Source organism: Bradyrhizobium arachidis, from assembly GCF_024758505.1.
GTDB classification, from domain to species: Bacteria; Pseudomonadota; Alphaproteobacteria; order Rhizobiales; family Xanthobacteraceae; genus Bradyrhizobium; species Bradyrhizobium manausense_C.
The window spans coordinates 699,458-717,826 of the sequence record NZ_CP077970.1 but is presented as its reverse complement, the minus strand read 5'-3'; the positions used below and the strand labels follow the sequence as shown (position 1 = coordinate 717,826).

The window sequence follows — 18,369 nt, the reverse complement described above, 5'->3', positions numbered from 1 at the left end:
ACGATGACGAGCAGATTGTTCCCATTCGTGCTGGCTCTGCTGCTGACAATGGCGGCAACGCCGTCGGCAATTGCGGCAACGGAAGCCGACTACAAGGCCGCCTATGCGGCGGCGGAAGCTGCAGCCAAGGAGGCGGCCGCCCTGCGCCACCAATGGACCACCACGGTCTCGACACTATCAGCCGCGAAGAAAGCCGCCGACGGCGGCGATTTCGACCGCGCCACCGCCGCTGCGAAGGAAGCTGAAGCGCTGGCAAAAGCCTCGATCTACCAGGCAGTGAGCGAAAAAGAAGCCTGGAAGGCGATGGAAATCCGCTAGACTGCCGGACTATCCGGGGCGTTCGAGGAGGCGCGGAGAATTGAGTATGGCGATCCGCCGCCGCGATTTCCTGAAAAGTGCAGGCGCCGCCGCCGTCTCCGTCGGCCTGCCGCGCCTTGCGCGCGGCGCCGACAGCGCGAGCATCTATGACCTCGAGCGCTTCGGCAATGCGCGCATCCTGCACATCACAGACACGCATGCGCAGCTCAACCCGGTGTACTATCGCGAGCCGAGCGTCAATCTCGGCATCGGCGAGATGGCAGGACATCCGCCGCATCTGGTCGGGCGCGCGTTCCTCGATCATTTCGGTATCCGGCCCGATAGCGCCGACGCCTACGCCTTCACCTGCTTCGAGTTCGAGAAATCGGCGGCGCGCTTCGGCAAGCTCGGCGGCTTCGCGCACCTGAAAACGCTGATCGACCGTCTGCGCAACGATGTCGGCGGCGGGCATTCGCTGCTGCTCGACGGCGGCGACCTCTGGCAGGGCACCGGACTTGCCAACACCATGCAGGGCCGCGACATGGTCGAGGTCGCCAATCTGCTCGGCATCGAGGCGATGACCGGCCATTGGGAGTTCACCTATGGCGAGCAGGTGCTGCGGGACAATCTCGAACGCTTCAAGGGCGAGTTCCTGGCGCAGAACGTGTTCCTGACCGAGGAAGCCGCCTTCAACGACGCCCGCGCCTTCGACAAGGCAACCGGCCGCGTGTTCAAGCCTTCCACCATCAAGGAGCTCAGCGGCCACCGCGTCGCCATCGTCGGCCAGGCCTTTCCTTACGTGCCGATCGCGCACCCCAAGCGTTTCACGCCGGACTGGACCTTCGGCATCCGCGACGAGGAATTGCAGAAGCATGTCGACGCGCTGCGCGCCACCGAGAAGGTCGATGCCGTCATCCTGCTGTCGCACAACGGCATGGATGTCGACCTCAAGCTCGCAAGCCGCGTCACCGGCATCGACGTCATTCTCGGCGGCCACACCCATGATGCCGTGCCGCAGCCGGTCGCGGTGAAGAACGCCGGCGGCACCACGCTCGTCACCAATGCCGGCTCGAACGGAAAATTTCTGGCGGTCCTCGACCTCGCGCTCGACAAGGGCAAGGTCGGCGACGTCAGGTATCATCTGCTGCCGGTCTATTCCGAGCTCCTGAAGCCGGACCCGGCGATGGCCGAACTGATCGGAAAGGTCCGCGCGCCGCACGTCAACGACTGGTCCGGCAAGATCGCAACGCCCGACCGGCTGCTCTACCGCCGCGGCAATTTTCAGGGCCCGATGGATCAGTTGATCTGCACGGCGCTGCGGCGCGAGCTCGATGCCGAGATCGCGCTGTCGCCGGGTTTTCGCTGGGGCGTCACCGCGCTGTCCGGCCAGCCCATGACAATGGAGGATCTGCTCGCGGAAACCGCGATCTCCTATCCCGAGACCTATGTGCAGGAGATGACCGGCAGCCAGATCAAGGACGTGCTGGAAGACGTCTGCGACAATCTGTTCAACGCCGATCCCTATTACCAGCAGGGCGGCGACATGGTGCGCGCCGGCGGCCTCAGCTACACCTGCACGCCGACTGACACCATCGGAAGCCGCATCTCCGAGCTGAAGCTCGATAGCGGCCGTTCGCTGGAAGCGCACGGGCGTTACAAGGTAGCCGGCTGGGCGTCCGTCAACGCGCAACAGGGCGCCCCGGTCTGGGATGTGGTCGCAAAATATCTCCGCTCGGGCCGGATGACGCCGGAGCGCCTCGGGCCCGGCGTCACGCTGAAAGGCGTGGACGGCAATCCCGGCATGGTGGCACAGGGATGATGCAGTCGCTGATATCAGGCGCGATGACGGCGGCGCTGCTGGCGTGGGCGATCTTTTCGCCGGCCGCGGCCCAGCAGGCGCCGCTGCAGGACAAGCCGTTCGCCGAGCACAAGATCGTGCTGCAACTCTCGGACGGCGACGCCAGGAAGCAGGCGCTGGTGCTCAGCGTCGCCAACAACCTCATCAAGCACTACGACCCGGACAAGGTCGCGCTCGAGGTGGTGGCGTTCGGCCCCGGCATCGACCTGCTGCGCAGTGGCAGCGACCACCGCAAGCAGGTCGAAAGCCTGATTGCGCAGGGCGTGCGCTTCGACATCTGCCTCAACACCGTCGACACGCTGGAGCGGGAGACCGGCAAGCGGCCGGACTACATCCCCTCCGCAACCCCAGTCCAGGTCGGGGTCGCGCAGATCCTGTTCCTGACCGAGAACGGCTACACGCTGGTCAGGCCGTAACGGCCTCGCAACATTCTCCCCCGTCATCCCGGACAAGCGCAGCGAAGCGGAGCGCCGATCCGGGACGACACTGGGATTGTGGGACGGCTGCGCCATTCCGCACAGCAAAAATATTTCAACTATTCTTCATCCAACAGTGAAGCGCTTCTCTTTTTGTCCCGCTGCGTAGTAGAATTTGGAAATCGCCACCCGCAGGGGGTCCGCCATGATCTTCCGCCAGCTCTTCGACAGCGTTTCGGGCACCTACAGCTATGTCCTCGCCAGCCGCCCCGGCGGCGAAGCGTTGATCCTCGATCCCGTGCTGGAGAAGGTCGACCGCTATTGCCAGTTGCTGCGCGAGCTCGACCTCAAGCTGGTCAAGGCGGTGGACACCCATCTCCATGCCGACCACGTCACCGGCCTCGGTGAATTGCGCGACCGCACCCATTGCATGACCATCATGGGCGACCAGAGCAAGGCCGACGTGGTGGCGATGCGGGTCTCCGACGGCGACAAGGTGACGATCGAGGGTATGTCGCTGGACGTCATGTATACGCCCGGCCACACCGATGATTCCTATTCCTATCTGATGGGCGACCGCGTCTTCACCGGCGATACGCTGTTGATCCGCGGCACCGGCCGCACCGACTTCCAGAACGGCTCGTCGCGCGCGCAGTACGATTCGATCTTCAATCGCCTGTTGAAGCTGCCCGAGGAGACGCTGGTGTTCCCCGCGCACGACTACAAGGGCGACACCGTCTCCACCATCGGCGAGGAGAAGCGCTACAATCCGCGCCTCCAGGTGCGCTCGGTCGACGAATATATCGAGCTGATGGCGAACCTGAAGCTGCCCAATCCGAAGATGATGGATGTGGCGGTGCCGGCCAACATGCATGTCGGCCTGCATCAGGAGGAGCTGGAGAAGGAAGGCCGCGCGCTCAGCGCCGTGGAGGCGATCCGCTCGCTGGGCCGGCCCGATATCCTGCTGGTCGACCTGCGTGAGGCCAACGAGCGCGCCAAGCACGGCATGCTCGAAGGCGCGCTGCACACACCCTACCCGTCCGTCGAGGACAGTCTCAAGCCCGGCGGCATGCTGCGCGAGGTGGCGGCCGCCACCGGCCGCCGCGTCGTGTTCTTCTGCGCCTTCGGCGAGCGCTCGGCGATGGCCGTGGCCGCCGCCAAGAATGCCGGGCTCACCAACACCGCGCACATCGCCGGCGGCATCGATGCCTGGAAGAAGGCGGGCGGGCCGGTGGTGCGGGGCTAGCTGGGTGATTTACTCATAAATGACAGCTCCCGAGGGCACAACGCAGGTCACCCGGCTTGGTCGTCATCGACGGACCTGTCGACGAACCAACAGCAATCAGCTCAGCTTGATGGCCTAGAGCACCGTGCCGGCTACCGGGCCAAAGCCAGGTTCAGTGAAACTTGCCGGATGCCCGCTTCGAACTCCGGCAAGATGTGCCAAATCGTCGATCCGCGGTTGAGGTCGAATGAGCAGGCTCTCTGCCGGAAGACGCTCAGCCGGCGAAAGCGATGCGGACTTGGCGCCGTTCGTAACAATGTGAGGCAACGGCGCGGCCATTGACCAGATATTCTTGAGCATCGCCCTGTTCACCGAGCACGCGATGACACCGTTCCCCTTCAGACGGGCGACGGTAAAGAGCTTGCGGATCAGCAGGTCTCGTTCAAGCGATTGCGGCAATTTGAATTGCACCCCGACGAGCTGGCCTCTTTGCTGCACGATCATCGCGTCGATCCAGCCCACCTGCATGATGTGCACGCGCAGCGGTTCTCCGGGACGAAGACCGTCAATGCTGGAACCGAGAAGGATGCCGGCGCCGGAGAGGGAGATGTTGCTCACGCGCCCCGACAACCGCTCGCCGGTCTCAGTCTGGACCAAGATTGATTCGTCGATATCGAACCGCTCCTCGGCACGTCCCATCCGCGCCTGCAGCGAGGTCATGCAGACGAAGAAGAGCACGACGATGTTCACGACCGACCAGAAGGCGACCATCGGCAAGGCGGCCGGATGATCGATCATCCGCCATTCCGGGATGGTGTTCAGAACCAGGCCGACCACCGTCAACGCCATCAGGGCCGCCGACGGCCAGAATATCTCAGCGGCGTAGCTTTCGCGCCGCGCGGCAGCTCCCTTGGGCGTCACCCTGAACGCATGTCCCGTCGGCTTGACGAGAGTCCCGAGCACCGTCGGCAGGATCTTGAAGCTCTGGATAGTTGCCGACACCTGAGCGGCGAGCGGAAAGTGTTCGTGCGGCGCGAACCAGGAGATGCCGCCGTTGAGCGCCAGGATCGCGGGGAACAAGTAGTAGAAGACCGACTCAGGAGTGACGTCGACGACAGGCGCAAGGCCCGTCCACATGAACACGATCGGGACCACCACGACCGCGAGTGCCCGCAGGCCCATTGAGAGCCAATGCGCAGGAAAGAACAGGAGCCGATGCATCAAGCCCAGTCCGGGGCCGAGCGGGCCGGCGGCGAGATACAGCGTCTGGATCGCGCCACGCGCCCAGCGTTGCCGCTGCACGAAAAAGGCGTCAAGGCTTTCCGGCGCCAGTCCAATCGCCAGCGGCTCGCGTAGATAGCGGGTGACGTACCCCTTCCGCAGCAGGACGAGCGTCAGCAGAATGTCTTCCGTAATGGACTGCGTCGGCAAGGCATCGCCCACCGCGCGGAGCGCTGCGCGACGCGTGACGGAGTTGGAACCACAACAGAAGGCACCATCCCAGCCGTCCCGCGCGGGCATGATCGAATCGAAGAAGAATCGTTGTTCGTCCGGCAGCCCCCTGTGCAGGCCGAGATTCGCCTGCATCGGGTCCTCATTGTAGAAGGTGTGCGGGATCTGAACGATTCCGATCTTTGGATCGGCGAAGAAGCCCATCGTGCGCATCAGGAAATTGCGCTGCGGTACGAAGTCCGCATCGAAGATCGCGAAGAACTCGCCGCTCGTCTTCGTCAGGGCATGATTGATATTGCCGGCCTTGGCATTCAAATTGTCGGCGCGCGTGAGATAGCCGGCGCCCTTTTGCTTGCAGAGTTCCGTGAGCCAGGGCCTGCGACCATCATCCAGGACCCAGACCTGGAAGTTTGGATAGTCCAGACACAGCGCGCCAGTGATCGTCTTTTCCAGCACCTCGAACGGCTCGTCATAGGTCGGAATAAGGACGTCGACCGAGGGCAGCTCGTCATCCGGCAGGCCGCGAAGCCGACGCTCGTGCTGATCTGCTTCGCTGCGGCGATCGGTCCTGCGAAGGAAAGTCAGATAGAGGATGAACTGATCTGTGAAGGTCAGAAGCTCGACGAAGAGACAGAACCAGATCCAGCCGACCTGATACCAGGCCCCGCCTGCCGGCAGCACAGTGGAGAAGATACGCCATTCGAGATAGCGGGCGACCACAAGCCAAACCGCGACAAAGACCGCGACACGCGCCCAAGGGCGCGCGACTGGAAAGGTCGGCGCCAACAGGTACATCGCAGCAAAGATGCCCACCATCGGCGCGAACAGCTGAGAGAGAGTCAGAGTCATGGCCTGCATGGAACGTCACGCTCACAGGAATGACTGGTCGAGCTCCAGGCGAGCGGTCAGCCACCTCAACTTCGAGCTGACCAATCGTAGCAGGCCGTCGGCTCTGCGCTCGAAGCGCACCTCAGCCAACCGTCCGATATCGCAGGAGCTGTTGCGGTCGGCCGACGTCTCATTGGGCGGAAGCGATATCTCGACGGTAATGTTGCCCGGATCAGGCCGCGGCACCCGAGCCGCAAGCAGCCGATCATCGCCATACGCCGCCGATCCGCGGACTTGCCGGATCTGGCCGGTCTTCCATTCGCTGCTCCCAATCAGGCGGACGGTAGCCGCATCTCCGGCCTTGATCTTCTCGAAATCGCGCTCGGGTAGTTCAACGACGATGAACCGGCGTCCGCAATCTGCAAAATCGAAGACCGATTGCCCTTCCGTGACCATCGAGCCCGGGCTGGCCGCGACCGACCAGACCACATGGGCTGCGGGCAAGGACAGATCGTAGTGATCGAGACGATCAAGTCGCGTGCGTTCCTCTGCGGTTTCCGCGGCCAGCTGCGCGGCACGTGAGCTGTTCTGCAACAGGTCCGTCTCGAGCTCCTGGCGGCGGAGGACAAGCCGCTCGCGCTGCTGCTGGGAATAGGGCACGTCGTTGGCATCGCCACGAAGATAGATGCCCTTCTCGGCCGCCCCCAACTCGGTCTTGAGGCGCCGCAGCCGTTCGTCGGCCATCTGGCACCGAGTTATGGTTGCCTCCTGCGAAGCTTGGGCCTCACCGGAGCGTATCTGCGAGCTGATGCCGAGCTTCACGAGCCTCTCCATCCGGCCCGCGACATCGTTCCGCTGCCGCGCCTCGGCGAGACAGCCGCCTTTTTCAACTTCCGTTTCGTCGATCTCGTGGTTCAGGCGCGCTATCATCCCCAAACGATAGTCCTCGCTGCGCTCGCGGAGCTTGCGATCGAGCTCGGCAATTTCCTCGAGTTGCCGACGTGCAAGCTCGGCGCGTTTGGTGGACACGGCAAGCTGCTGATCAAGGTCCATGAGGTGCCGGCGATCCGGCGAACGCGCCTCGACCAGCGACACCATCCGGGCGCGCTCGAAATACTCACCCTTGCGTGGAAGATCAGGCGAGAGCTGACCCGCGATCGGTGCAGTCACCCGCATGAGCTCGGCATTGACAAATGCGGAGGGAGCGATTCGGTAGGTCACATAGGGCAACAGGGCCCATCCGCTCAGAGCGATGATCCCGAGCGCCAGGGATCGGCGAACAATCCGGCTACGAATGAAACGTTCGACATGCAAGCGAGCCACGGCTGGATCTCCAATGGGCTTTGGTCGCTGCATCTGCCCGAAGCGCAAGCCGATCGCCGCGGGCTCGAGCGTTGGGATGAGGTCCGCGCCTCGAGGCACTGAGCAACTCGACCGCATTTCTGCTAGTCGAAACCAGGATGCGCCGCGACGGCAGACTCGTCTTCACAACCGAGAGAAGTGAAGCTAGCTTTCACCACATTAGGTTACGCCGTGTCAAAACCGGACGATTACGGCCCCCGACCGGAAATCAAGATGCCAGCTTGTTCCGGCTTGAAGTCGGCGCGCCGTCTAGCGTCCGATCCGCTTCATCTCACTCACCAGCAGATCCAGCGCTTCGGCCAGCATCACGCCGCCGCACACGGTGAGGCGGTCGGGGATCACGACGCGCTGGTCGGGGGGATAGAACCGCGCCAGCGCCGGATGCAGCAGGAAGGCGCGGCCTTCGTCCTCGGCGCGGTCACCGGCCTCCGACAGCAGCAAAATGTCCGGCTTCAGCGCCAAAATGCCTTCCAGCGAGATGAAGGCGCCGTCGGCGATGTCGAGCTCGTCGGCGGCGTTGCGCAAGCCCGCCTCCCGCAGCACCACGCCGAGCAGGCTGTCGCGGCCGGCGACCCAGCCGCGGCGCGACAGCGGCAGCACGCGATCGTTTCGCTGTCCGAGCGTTTCGCGCGCGTGCCGAACGGCCGCGTCGATGCGCGCGATCTCAGCATTGGCACGCTTGGCCTGATCAGCGATCTCGCCCATCCGCAAAATCTGCGCCTTCACCTCATCCACGGTCCTCGGCACGGAGAACTCTGCGAGTTGCACGCCGTTCGCCCGCAGCAATTCGCGCGTTGCGCGCTTGTCGAACAGGCTGGCGACGACGACCTCGGGCCTGAGCACCAGGATGTCCTCGGCGCCGCCCGAGAGCACCGGAAATTTGCGCGCGTCGGCGGCGCGCCAGGATTGCCAGTCGTCGCGCGCATAGCGGCTGAGGCCGACGATCTGGCCGGGATCGGCGAGCGACAACAGGAGCTGGTCGGTGCAGACGTTCATCGAGGCGATGCGGGGCTGCGCCGCGCGCGAGGGACCTGTCGTCAGGAGAACTGCCGCGATGATCAGCGCCGCGCACCGCATCGTCAAATGTCCGCCCACGGCACGATCAAGGCTTCGCCGTCGTGCTCGGCGCGATAGGCCGTGACGCGGAACACGTCGGCCAGCACCTGCTCCGATAGTGCCTCAACCGGCTTGCCCTGCGACACCAGCTTTCCTGCCGACATCACCAGCACGCGATCGGCGAAACGGGCCGCGAGACCGAGATCGTGAGTCACCACGATGACGAGCACGCCGGAATCGGCCGCCTTGCGCAGCGTCTGCATGACGTCGAGCTGATGGCGCGGATCGAGCGACGAGGTCGGCTCGTCCGCAAGGATCACCGGCGCCTCGGTCGCCAGCACCCGCGCCAGCGCGACGCGGCTGCGCTCGCCGCCGGAAAGTTCGGTGGCGCGGCGGTCGGCGAACTCCACGACGTCGGCGGCTTGCATTGCGCGCGCGACCGCCTCGGCATCGCGCGGCGACAGCCGGGCCGGATCGGTCGCACCATGCGGATAGCGGCCGAGCGCGACGATGTCGCGCGCCGGCAGCGGCCAGTGCACGATGTGGCCCTGCGGCAGATAGGCGAAGCGTCTTGCCCGCTGGCGCAACGAAAGCGAGGCCAGCGCGCGGCCGCCGACCTCGATGCTGCCGGTTGCCGGCACGAGGCCCGCGAGCGCGCGCAGCAGCGTGGTCTTGCCCGCACCGTTCGGCCCGACCAGCGCGACGAGATGGCCTGGTGACAGCGACAGCGAAATATCGTGCAGCACGGCACGGCTGCCGAGGCTGACATTGACACCTTGCGCGGTGAGGAAGGCGTCACTCATGCGACCCCTCCACTGAGCGCGCGGCGTTCGCGCACGATGAGATAGAGGAAGAAGGGAACGCCGATGATCGAGGTCAGGACGCCGACCTTGATGTCCGATGTCGAGGGAATAATCCGCACCGCAATGTCGGAGGCGAGCAGCAGGCTACTCCCGGCAAGCGCGCTCGGCACCAGGAGCCGCGACGGATCATGCCCGATCAAGGGTCGCACCAGATGCGGCGCGACCAGGCCGATGAAGCCGATGGTGCCGGAGACTGCGACCGCGCCGCCGACGCCGAGCGCGACGCCCGAGATGACCAGCAATCGCAGGCGATCGACATCGATGCCGAGGCTCTGCGCGGCCTCCTCACCTAAGCTGAGCGCGCGAAAAGCGCTGCGCTGGCTCAGCAAAATAATGCCGCCGACGAGGATGAACGGCAGCGCCAGCGCGACATGACGAAAACTGCGGTCCTCCAGCGAGCCGAGCAGCCAGAACGCGATCTCCAGCACGATGAAGGCATTTTTGGAGAGATTCATCACCAGCGCAGTCGCGGCGCCCGCCAGCGCGGAGATCGCAAGCCCCGCGAGGATCAGGATCAACAGCCCGGCATTGCGGCCGGCGATCGCGAGCAGCGCGAACACCGAGGCGAAGGCCGCAACGATCGCCGCCACCGGCAGCGCATAGGAGCGCACATCGGCCAATCCCAGCGCGATGATCAGCACCGCACCGAAGGCCGCCGATTGCGGCGCGCCGAACAGCGACGGCGAGGCCAGCGGATTGCGCAAAAGCCCCTGCAACGCCGCGCCTGAGAGCCCAAGAATGCCGCCAATCGCGATCGCAAGTATCGTGCGCGGCAGGCGGATCTCGCGCACGATCACCTCAGCGACATCACTACCGCCGCCGACCAGCGCCTCAACGACTGTCAGCGGCGACAGCCTGACAGCGCCGATCCCGAGCGAGACCAGCGCCAGCAGGACGACCAGCGCAACGAGCGCACCGATCACCCCCGCGCGCCGGCGGGCGGCCGCGTCGGCGCCATGCATCAAGGTCTGTACGTTCTGATAATCCATCGCGACGATGCTCATACATCGACTGGAACGGGGCACAAGCGCGTGGCGAACAAACCACGTACCGGCCCTATCGAAAGTAGCGGGATTGACTCTTGTTTCGGCGGCCTCCTAGATGAACGGGACGGTTCCCTTCGGGGACGAAATGGGAATGCGGTGCGGGATTTTTTCCCTAGGCCGCGGCTGCCCCCGCAACTGTAAGCGGCGAATTCTTCGTCAAAAAGCCACTGGGGTCCTCGGTTCCTGGGAAGGCGACGGAGGGTAACGACCCGCAAGCCAGGAGACCTGCCGTCAGCCGTGGTCACACGCGATGATGTCGGTCGGGGTGTACGGACATTGGCCTCGTCGGAAAGCGGGACGCGCGCCGGTGAGACTTCGTTCGCTGTGACGTGCCACTGACGTCATGCCGAGGTCCACCCATGCCTTCCGTTGATCGAGCCGCGAGGCGACACAGTTCGCTTCTGCTTGCCTCCGGTTTCCTGGTCCTCAGTGCAACCGCCGGCCGCGCCCAAATCGTCACCGAACAATTGCCGCCGGTTGAGATCACCAGGCCCGGCGACCAGAACCAGACGCGGGCGCGCGCGACCGCCGACCAGGCTTCGCCTGCGCCACGCCGCGCGCCGTCCACCGCGTCGCAGGGCGGCGGCACGGCGAGCGGAACATCGAGCGGCGCGGGCAATACTGCGTCCGGCACCGCCAATACCGCACCGTCCGGCGGCATCGTCGGCGCCGCCACCACCGTGATCACGGCCGCCGACATCGCGCATTCGCCGGCGCAATCGCTGGCCGAGATCATCGCGACGCAGACGCCGGGCGCCCAGCTCACCACCCTCTTTGGCGGCCCGGTTGCCGCCAAGACCACCGTCGATTTGCGCGGTTTCGGCGCATTCGCCAGCGCCAACACGCTGGTGCTGATCAACGGACGCCGACTCAACGACATCGACATGGCGCAGGTGGACCTCTCCACCATTCCGCTCGATTCGATCGAACGCATCGAGATCACCCGCGGCAATTCCGGCGCGGTGCTCTATGGCGACAACGCGGTCGGCGGCACCATCAACATCGTCACCAAGACCGGCGTCGGCGGCCCGCCGGTGTCCTTGCGCGTCGAGAGCGGTTTTGGCTCGTTCAACACGCGACAGGGCGCGGTCTCGACCGCATTGAATTTCGGCAACTGGTCGACCTCGTTCTACGGCAACGCGGTGAAGACCGACGGCTATCGCGCCAACAACCAGTACGTCCAGGAGAACGGCGTCGGTAATCTCAACTACACCTCGCCCGGCTTCACCGCGTTCTTCAACGTGACCGGCGACAATCAGGAGCTGCGGCTGCCCGGCGGGCGCCTCGTCGATCCCTCCATCGGCGTCGACCTGGTCACGACCGACCGCCGCGGCGCGACCACGCCGTTCGACTACGCCAACCAGCAGGGCGCCAGCGCGACCGCCGGCTTCACCAAAACGCTCATCAACGGCGTCGACCTGATCATCGACGGCGGCGTGCGCGACAAGAAGCAGCAGGGCGCTTTCTTCTCCAGTCCGACGCCGGTGCCGGCCCTCTTCACCTCCAGCTATGTGGATGCGCATCTGCAGACCTGGTCGATCACGCCGCGGCTCAGCGTCAAGAGCATGTTGTTCGGCATGCCGTCGACGCTGCTCACCGGCATCGACTATTACGATGCGAGCTTTGAGCAGAAGCGCGGTGCCGGCCAGGGCCTCGCGCCATGGCACACCTATGACCTCCGCCAGCAGACGGTCGCCGGCTATTTCCAGCACACGGTCGGGGTCGCTCCGACCACCGATATCTCCTATGGCGCGCGCATGCAGAACATCAATCTGTCGGCGCGCGACCGGTTCGACGCGACAGCGCCCTTCAACACGGCGATCTTCGGCGCCGATATCGGTGCGCTGCCTCTCGACAGCAACGAGACGCAATATGCGCTGCATCTCGGTGCCGAACATCGGCTCAATGACGTGTTCTCGATATTCGGCCGCGCCGCGCGCGCGTTCCGCACGCCCGACGTCGACGAGCGCGTGTCGTCGGGGCCGTCGTTCGACCCGTTCACCTTCCTGCCGATCCCGCAGACCTTCCAGTTGAAGACCCAGACCTCGCAGGACGTCGAAGGCGGGCTGCGCATCAAGGGCGGCGGGCTGCAGATGCAGACCAGCGTCTACCTGATGGACCTCAGCAACGAGCTCCATTTCAGCCCGGTGCTGTTCTTCAACACCAATCTCGACCCGACCCGGCGCTACGGCTCGGAGACCAGTGTCTCCTATCGCGTCAACGAGCTGCTGCTGCTGCGGACCGGCATGGCCTACACGCGGGCGACCTTTCGCGAGGGCATCTGGGCCGGCAACGACGTTCCGCTGGTGTCGCGCTACACCGCGAATGCGGGCCTGACCTGGAACATCTGGCAGAATTTCGTCGTGCTCGATGCCACCGCGCGCTTCTGGTCCGAGCGCCGCATGGACAACGACCAGGCCAATACGCAAAGGATGATCCCGGCCGACGCCACGATCGATCTCAAGCTCTCCGGCCAGTACGAGCGCTTCTTCTGGTCGTTCAGCGTCAACAACGTTTTGAACGCGCTCTACTACGACTATGCGATCGCGAGCACCTTCACGAGCGGCCGCTTCAGCGCCTATCCGCTGCCCGGCCGCACCTATCTGCTGAAGGCCGGCGCAACGTTCTGAGCGATCGATGCCCGGCCGGTGCAGTCCGGCCGGGTTGAGAAAGGTCAAGAAAATCACGCGATTTCCGGCTAACATCGGCCCAAGCATCACCATTCGAGGAATGCCATGGCCGGCAACAAGAACCCGCCGCCGAAGGTGGCCGACGTCAAGAAGACCGACGACAAGGCCAAGAAGCCGCCGCCGCGCGACACCGACGACGATGACGAGGACGGCGACATCGCCACCCCCAAGCGCGACCGTTACGGGACGGATGACGAGCCGTTGTAGGGGTGGCGTTTGGCGGCACGCTCGCGCCACGCTCTCCACTGTCGTCCTGGCGCAGGCCAGGACCCATACCGCGTGATCTATCGATGACACGCGATGGGAGTACCAAGGTAACTCCTGTTCTTCGCCAAACTCCTCCCTGAGGTTATGGGTCCTGGGCCTTCGCCAGGACGACGGTTGGAGAGATATCGAGCGCTCATTCGGCCAGCGAACGCGATTGCGATTCCGGCCGTAAACACCCCTCGCGCACTACCTGCCATGCGCCCGTATTCATGGACAAATATCCGCTTCCCCCGATAGTTTGCGCCTCCATTCGGGAGTGAAACGGAACTGATGGTCGACGTTCTCGCCGCACCGCAGCAAGGCAAGGCGGACAGTGCGCTGCGCACGCTAACCGGGATTTCGATCGCGCACTGGGTCAGCCATTTTCATCTGCTGGTCCTGCCGATGCTGTTCCCGTTCCTGAAGGCGCAGCTCGGGGTCGGCTATATCGAGCTCGGCTTTGCGCTGACGGTGTTCGCGGTCGTGTCGGGCCTGACGCAGGCGCCGACCGGCTATCTCGTCGACCATTTTGGTGCGCGGAAGATCCTGCTCGGCGGCCTCGTCATGGGCGGGCTGGCGCTGATCCTGCTCGGCCTGCATCTGAGCTATTCCTCGCTGATCGCCTGCGCCGTGCTGCTCGGGCTTGCCAACAGCGTCTATCACCCGGCCGACTACGCCATCCTGGCCGAGCACATGGACGAGGCGCGGATGGGCCGCGCGTTCTCGATCCACACCTTTGCCGGTTTCGTCGGCGGGGCGGTCGCGCCCGCGATCGTTGCGGCGCTGGTCGCCACGACCGGCGGCGCCGGGGCGCTGATCATATCCGGCGCGGTCGGCGTGCTGGTCGCGCTGCTGCTGGTGGCGATGAATCTTCCCGATGCCGGCGCCCACAGGATGAAGGCCGGCGGCGAGAGTATCGCGAAGCAGAACATCATCTCACCGGCGCTGATCCTGCTGACGATCTTCTTCATGCTGCTCGGCCTGTCGAACGCCGGCATCAACAATTTCGGCGTGGTGGCACTGATGGGCGGCTACGGCGCGTCCTATTCGTCCGCCAATGCTGCGCTGACCGCGTTCCTCGCCGCAAGCGCCGTCGGCGTGCTCGCCGGGGGCTTCCTTGCCGACCGCACCCACCGGCATGGCCAGTTCGCTGCCTTCTGCTTCGCGGTGAATGCGCTGGTCGTGCTGGCGATCGCAACCGTTGCCATGCCCGCGTGGCTGCTCGCCGTGGCAATGACCTCGGCCGGCTTCCTGGGAGGTGTGATCACGCCGTCGCGCGACATGCTGGTGCGAAACGCAGTGCCCGCCGGCGCCGCTGGCCGCGCCTTCGGCATCGTCTCCACCGGCTTCAACTTCAGCGGCATCATCAGCCCGCTGCTGTTCGGCTGGATCATGGACCAGAACGCGCCGCACTGGGTGTTTGGCGCCTCCGTGATGTTCATGGTCGCGACCGTGTTCTTGTCGCTGCTCACGGAGCGGCGGGAGCGGACGGCGACGGCGTAGCCACAAACTCAAGTGTCGTCCTGGCCGAATGCGCAATTGCGCACGGGGGCCAGGACCCATAACCCCAGGGAGTAATTTGGCGAAGACTCGTGGTTTCCAATCTTCGCCAAACTTCTCCCTGTGGTTATGGGTCCCGGATCTGCGCTCCGCTTCGCTGCGCTTGTCCGGGACGACGAAAGAAACAACAACAACGGGAAGAAACGCCATGAGCAATCCTGATCTGGTGATCCGCGGCGGCACGATCGCGGATGGACACGGCGGTGAGCTGTATGAGGCCGATGTCGCCGTCACAGGCGGCCGGATCAGCGAAGTCGGCAAGGTCACAGCAAAAGGGCGCGAGGAGATCGACGCGCGCGGCAGGCTGGTGACGCCGGGTTTTGTCGACGTCCATACCCATTATGACGGCCAGGTCACCTGGAGCCAGGACATCACGCCGTCCTCGCAGAATGGCGTCACGACGGCGATCATGGGCAATTGCGGCGTCGGCTTTGCGCCCTGCAAGCCCGCCGACCACACCCGCCTGATCCAGCTCATGGAAGGCGTCGAGGACATTCCCGAGCCTGTCTTGAGCGCCGGCATTCCCTGGGCCTGGGAGAGTTTTCCTGACTACATGGACTGGCTGGCAAAACGCGATTTCGACATCGACGTCGGCGCGCAACTGCCGCATGCGGCGCTGCGCGTCTATGTGATGGGCGAGCGCGGCGCGCGCCGCGATCCCTCCACCGCCGTAGACAACGCGGCGATGGCAAAGCTTGCCGGCGAAGCGGTGCGCTCCGGCGCGCTCGGTTTTTCGACCTCGCGCACGCTCAACCACCGCACCTCGACCGGCGATTTCACGCCGACCTTGAAGGCCGGCGAGGACGAGCTGACCGCGATTGCCGGCGCGATGCACGGCGAGGGGCGCAGCGTGCTGCAATTCGTGCTCGATCTCTCCACCATCCACGAAGACCTGCCGATGATGCTGCGGGTCGCCGACACCACAAAATGCCCGATCTCCTTCTCGATCACCCAGAACGACCGCGCGCCAAAACGCTGGCGCCAGACGCTGGACGAGATCAACGCCGCTGCGAAGCGCGGCCTCTCCATCACCGCGCAGATCGCGGCACGGCCGGTCGGCCTCTTGCTTGGGCTCGAGCTGTCGCGCAACCCGTTCCAGACCCATCCGAGCTACAAGGCGATCGCGCATTTGCCGCTGAAGGAGCGGCTCGCGCGGCTGCGCCAGCCGGAGGTGCGCGCCGCGATCATGAAGGAGACGGCGACCGCAACTGACGATCCGCTATTCTTCAAGCCGGACTATGACAAGATGTTTCTGCTCGGCGATCCCCCCGACTACGAGCAACCGCCGGAGAACGCGCTGGGTCCGCAGGCACGCAGGCAAGGAAGGCTGCCGGAAGAGCTCGCTTATGATGCGATGCTCATCGACGAGGGCCGCGGCATGCTCTACGTGCCGTTCCTCAACTATGCCGACGGCAATCTCGATGCGACGCGCGAGATGCTGACCGATCCGCAATCCGTGCCCGGCCTCTCCGACGGCGGCGCGCATTGCGGCATCATCTGCGATGCCAGCTTTCCGACCTATCTGCTCACGCACTGGACCCGTGACCGCAAGCGCGGCGAAAAGCTGTCGGTCCCGTTCGTCATCGCCGCGCAGTCGCGCAAGACCGCGCTGTCGGTCGGGCTCTATGATCGCGGCCTGCTTGCGCCGGGCTACAAGGCCGACGTCAACGTGATCGACTACGACCGCCTGCATTTGCATCCGCCAAAGGTGCATTACGATCTGCCGGTCGGCGGGCGACGGCTGTTGCAGGATGTCGACGGCTACGACGCGACCATCGTGTCGGGCGTGGTGACGCGGCGGCATGGCGAAGCCACAGGGCAACGACCGGGGCGGCTGATCCGCGGGGCGCAGGGGATGCGGTAGCGGGATCGCAGATCACCCTCCCCTGGAGGGGGAGGGTCGGCTCACATTGAGCAAAGCGAAATGTGAGACGGGGTGGGGTGATCCCTCAGCACGGGCAGTGTTCGATGCGGAGGGACCGTCACCCCACCCCGCTCGCGCTGCGCGCGATCGACCCTCCCCCTCCAGGGGAGGGTAAGAACGACGCTCGCTGAAATCCTACGTCGGCGACACCGCGCTCTTCAACGCATCCGCCTGCGGCGCGGCGCGCGTCAGCCGTGCCCTTTCCGTGTTCGGCCAGAGCAGCAGCAGGCCGAGCAGGCCCGACGCCACCATGACCACGGCGTTGATGGTGAAGCCGGTCAGGTAGCCGTCGAGCGTGGAGCCGGCGCGCTGGATCACGCTGCCCATCACGGACGGCGCGATCATGCCGGCGAGGGTGTAGATCGCGCCGTAGATCGCGATCACGGCGCCGCGCTGCGACACCGGCGTGAACTCGCCGAGCATCGGCGGGCACACCACGTAGATGGCGCCGCAGAGGCCGGAGCCGACGACGAGGAACGCGATCTGCAGGCCGGCGCTGTTGGCATAGGGCATCATCGCGAGGATCAACCCGCCTGCTACCAGCGGCACCGACCCGAGCACGCCGCGGGCGATTCGGGTGGTGGAGCCGCGCGCCATCATCACCTGCGAGATCCAGCCAGCGAGGATGACGATGGTGGCACCGAATACCCAGGGCAGGATCGAGACGAAGCCGGCCTCCTTCTGCGAGAAGCCGAGCCCCTTGACGATGAAGGGCGTGAACCAGGTGAGCCCGAGCGACAGCGCCCAATAGGCGCCAAACGTCGCCGCGCAGCAGCCGATGAAGGTGCGCGAGGTCAGGAGCTGAAGATAAGGAATCTTCACCTCGGACGCGAGCGAGGGGTGCGTGCTCTCGAGCGGCCCCTCTTTGCCGAGCGCGAGCCAGGCCGCGACCCAGATCAGGCCGACGACGCCGAGCGCGCCGAAGGCGTAGTGCCAGGAATAGTTGACGATGATCCAGTTCAGCGCCGGCACGGCGAGGATGACGCCGAAGGCCGAGCCCTGCGACAGGATCGCGGTCGGCAGCGTGCGCTTCTCGTCGGGAAACCATTTGTAGATGGCGTGGGCCGCGACCGAGAACGCCGGCCCCTCGCCGGCGCCGAGTATGATGCGGCAGATCAGCAGCGTGGTGAAGCTGACGGTGCCGACCATCGGAAACTGCGCCAGCGCCCAGATCAGCGCCAGCACCAGCAACACCCAGCGCGTCGGCACCTTGTTGACGATGAAGCCGACGACGATCGCGGCGATCGAGAACAGGAAGAAGAAGGACGACCCGAGCAGGCCGAACTGCTCCGGCTCGAGCTTGAGATCGGTCATGATCGGCACGCCGGCGAGGCCAACGACGATCTTGTCGGCAAAGTTCACCAACATGAACAGGAACAGGAGAAACGTGATGGTCCAGGCGCCCTTCGGCGTCGTCTCGCCCGGCGTCCCGGGCGTTGCTTGCACGCTCATATCTCTCCCCCGTCCTGTCTTTTTTGGCACTTTTTTGGTTTGGCCGGCGCGGATGCTAGCAACGGGCTTGGTGGCAACGCAACCCCGGCATTTC

At 65.0% G+C, this 18,369-nt stretch carries 14 protein-coding genes and 1 riboswitch; of the genes, 8 read left to right on the top strand and 6 right to left on the bottom strand.

The features are described from left to right. Positions 1 to 3 precede the first annotated feature (3 nt). From KUF59_RS03315 to KUF59_RS03300, 4 genes are all read left to right on the top strand, one after another. A complete protein-coding gene (locus KUF59_RS03315) occupies positions 4 to 318 on the top strand; it encodes a hypothetical protein (RefSeq protein ID WP_258769934.1) in 315 nt (104 codons plus the stop codon). A gap of 46 nt (positions 319 to 364) precedes the next feature. Then, positions 365 to 2,116, top strand: a complete 1,752-nt coding sequence (soxB, locus tag KUF59_RS03310; RefSeq protein WP_258768197.1) for a thiosulfohydrolase SoxB — start codon at positions 365 to 367, stop codon at positions 2,114 to 2,116. Continuing rightward, the gene (locus tag KUF59_RS03305; RefSeq protein ID WP_408918105.1) at positions 2,116 to 2,571 is read left to right on the top strand and encodes a DsrE family protein; all 456 of its coding nucleotides are present in this window, start codon (positions 2,116 to 2,118) and stop codon (positions 2,569 to 2,571) included. Before soxB ends, KUF59_RS03305 begins: the two co-directional genes overlap by 1 nt. 205 nt (positions 2,572 to 2,776) lie before the next feature. Next, on the top strand, positions 2,777 to 3,817 hold the full coding sequence (locus tag KUF59_RS03300) for an MBL fold metallo-hydrolase (RefSeq protein ID WP_212460693.1): 1,041 nt from the start codon (positions 2,777 to 2,779) through the stop codon (positions 3,815 to 3,817). A 114-nt stretch (positions 3,818 to 3,931) separates the two neighbouring features. On the opposite strand, the gene KUF59_RS03295 is transcribed toward KUF59_RS03300, so the two are convergent. The 5 genes from KUF59_RS03295 to KUF59_RS03275 all read right to left on the bottom strand — a co-directional run bounded on the left by KUF59_RS03295 (position 3,932) and on the right by KUF59_RS03275 (position 10,319). After that, positions 3,932 to 6,106, bottom strand: coding sequence for a glycosyltransferase (locus KUF59_RS03295; RefSeq protein WP_212460694.1), 2,175 nt, complete (start codon positions 6,104 to 6,106; stop codon positions 3,932 to 3,934). Positions 6,107 to 6,118: 12 nt separating this feature from the next. Then, positions 6,119 to 7,447, bottom strand: a complete 1,329-nt coding sequence (locus KUF59_RS03290; protein WP_258768195.1) for an HlyD family secretion protein — start codon at positions 7,445 to 7,447, stop codon at positions 6,119 to 6,121. Positions 7,448 to 7,687: 240 nt separating this feature from the next. Then, positions 7,688 to 8,515: an ABC transporter substrate-binding protein gene (locus KUF59_RS03285; protein WP_212460695.1), complete on the bottom strand. Its 828-nt coding sequence runs from the start codon at positions 8,513 to 8,515 to the stop codon at positions 7,688 to 7,690. A gap of 2 nt (positions 8,516 to 8,517) precedes the next feature. After that, a complete protein-coding gene (locus tag KUF59_RS03280; protein ID WP_212460696.1) occupies positions 8,518 to 9,297 on the bottom strand; it encodes an ABC transporter ATP-binding protein in 780 nt (259 codons plus the stop codon). Beyond that, a complete protein-coding gene (locus tag KUF59_RS03275; protein ID WP_212460780.1) occupies positions 9,294 to 10,319 on the bottom strand; it encodes a FecCD family ABC transporter permease in 1,026 nt (341 codons plus the stop codon). The genes KUF59_RS03280 and KUF59_RS03275 overlap by 4 nt, the downstream gene beginning before the upstream one ends. Positions 10,320 to 10,453: 134 nt before the next feature. Beyond that, positions 10,454 to 10,650: riboswitch (cobalamin riboswitch) on the top strand. Between the two features lie 112 nt (positions 10,651 to 10,762). Between KUF59_RS03275 and KUF59_RS03270 the strand changes: the two genes are divergently transcribed. The 4 genes from KUF59_RS03270 to KUF59_RS03255 all read left to right on the top strand — a co-directional run bounded on the left by KUF59_RS03270 (position 10,763) and on the right by KUF59_RS03255 (position 16,763). Then, positions 10,763 to 13,033, top strand: coding sequence for a TonB-dependent receptor (locus KUF59_RS03270; RefSeq protein WP_212460697.1), 2,271 nt, complete (start codon positions 10,763 to 10,765; stop codon positions 13,031 to 13,033). 105 nt (positions 13,034 to 13,138) lie between these two features. After that, positions 13,139 to 13,300: a hypothetical protein gene (locus tag KUF59_RS03265; protein WP_212460698.1), complete on the top strand. Its 162-nt coding sequence runs from the start codon at positions 13,139 to 13,141 to the stop codon at positions 13,298 to 13,300. A gap of 330 nt (positions 13,301 to 13,630) precedes the next feature. Next, positions 13,631 to 14,842 carry an MFS transporter gene (locus KUF59_RS03260; protein ID WP_212460699.1) on the top strand — a complete coding sequence of 404 codons (1,212 nt, stop codon included), beginning with the start codon at positions 13,631 to 13,633 and terminating at the stop codon, positions 14,840 to 14,842. Positions 14,843 to 15,047: 205 nt separating this feature from the next. Next, a complete protein-coding gene (locus tag KUF59_RS03255) occupies positions 15,048 to 16,763 on the top strand; it encodes an N-acyl-D-amino-acid deacylase family protein (protein WP_212460700.1) in 1,716 nt (571 codons plus the stop codon). A gap of 195 nt (positions 16,764 to 16,958) precedes the next feature. On the opposite strand, the gene KUF59_RS03250 is transcribed toward KUF59_RS03255, so the two are convergent. After that, complete coding sequence (locus KUF59_RS03250; protein WP_212460701.1) at positions 16,959 to 18,275, bottom strand: MFS transporter; 1,317 nt, start codon at positions 18,273 to 18,275, stop codon at positions 16,959 to 16,961. Positions 18,276 to 18,369 lie beyond the last annotated feature (94 nt).